The 1338-nt window shown below is 57.0% G+C and carries 2 protein-coding genes; both read right to left on the bottom strand.

Annotation, left to right across the window (positions count from 1 at the left end; all coding sequences use genetic code 11):
- The coding region (locus HCG46_RS28670) for a caspase family protein (protein WP_353621850.1) at positions 1-198 on the bottom strand (198 nt) is incomplete at its 3' end.
- 162 nt (positions 199-360) lie between these two features.
- The coding region (locus HCG46_RS28355; protein WP_286185581.1) for a peptidoglycan-binding domain-containing protein at positions 361-1338 on the bottom strand (978 nt) is incomplete at its 5' end.

Genomic DNA, 1338 nt, shown 5'->3' with positions numbered 1-1338 from the left:
CAGGTCGAGACCTGTGACGACATCGAATCCGAGGTCCGTCAGCTTGTCCGACATGCCCTTGGCATCGTTGTAGGGGTTCTTCAGCTCCGCGACATTCGCGTAGCCGGAATTACCGATCACGAGCGCCACACGGCGTTCGGCATGTGCCGCGCTTGCGGCAAACACAAGTAGCAACAGGCATGCGATTATCTGCTTCACAGGCGGTTCTCCAAACCTACCAGCTCTCGGGAGCTGCCGTGCAAAACTATTCCGGTTACTCTGCTGTAGGGCACTCCGGCAGGCAATGATCATCATTCTGAACATGGATACGCCGGAACATCTCAACTTCGAAAGTTCAAAATTCAGGCCGTAGCCAAGTGCTTAAAGCCAGTTACAGGTCAGAACCCAACTGGAATGGTTGCCCACACAGGAAAGCTTTCTGCCACAGGGATGGGTCAATGTCTGGCGTCCCGTACCATGTCCCATTCCGATTACTTTGTTGCCATAAGAGCTCGGGTTTTTCGGGCAGTTGGCAGCTGTCTTGGTTTGTGTGCTCGGTTTTGTGCTGTTGCCGGAAGGTTCGGGCTTTCTGGTCGCGACACAGCGGCCGTTCTTCAATTCCTGGTTCCGACCACATGTCAGCGGGCAAACGCGTCCGGTCGACTTCTTCAATTGGTCCAAAATTGAAGGATCCGGGTCAAGCGAGGCAAGATCGATCCCGGCTTCGCGGCCATAGGTTCTCAGTGCCTGCCGGCTTCTGTTGCCCCAGTCACCATCAACACGGCCGACCGAACAGCCAACACGGTTGAGTTCTGTCTGGAGAGCCGTTGCAAGCTCTTCAGGCGATAACAACGATACCGGGGACGGCGAGGTCGTTGACGGCGCCTGCGCAGGCGTCAAGGCGGCAACGGTGATTTCGTTTGCAGGCTTGGCCGTCGTTCTTTCCGGCGATGCATTCGCTGCTGCCGAGGCGATGGCTTGGGCTTCTGCCTCTGCCTGAGCCTCTGCCTGAGCCTTGCGGCGCGCATCCGCTTCCGCCTGGCTCTTGATCGACTGGATTTTCAGCTGGGCAAGGTCGGCATAGATCCCGGTCGGGTATCTGCCGAGATAACTCTCGAACATCTCCGGCCGGGTCGAGTTCTGGATCGTCTGCCAATAGGTGATTTCAGCCGTGGCATCCGGTTTCGCCTGCTTGGCCTTGTCGCTTTCAGCCTTTGCCTTGATCTCGTCCAGACGGATCCGGGCGATGTCGGCGAACTGGCCTTCCGGGTAGCGCGACAGATAGGTTTCGAAGTAGGCCGCATTCTGTCCGGACTTGATCGAGTCCCAATAGGTCAACTCGATTTGCGGATTGATCGA

It is taken from the genome of Labrenzia sp. PO1, from assembly GCF_012273635.1.
GTDB classification, from domain to species: domain Bacteria; phylum Pseudomonadota; class Alphaproteobacteria; order Rhizobiales; family Stappiaceae; genus Roseibium; species Roseibium algicola.
Note: the sequence above shows the minus strand (reverse complement) of the source record. Positions and strands in the feature narration are given on the sequence as shown.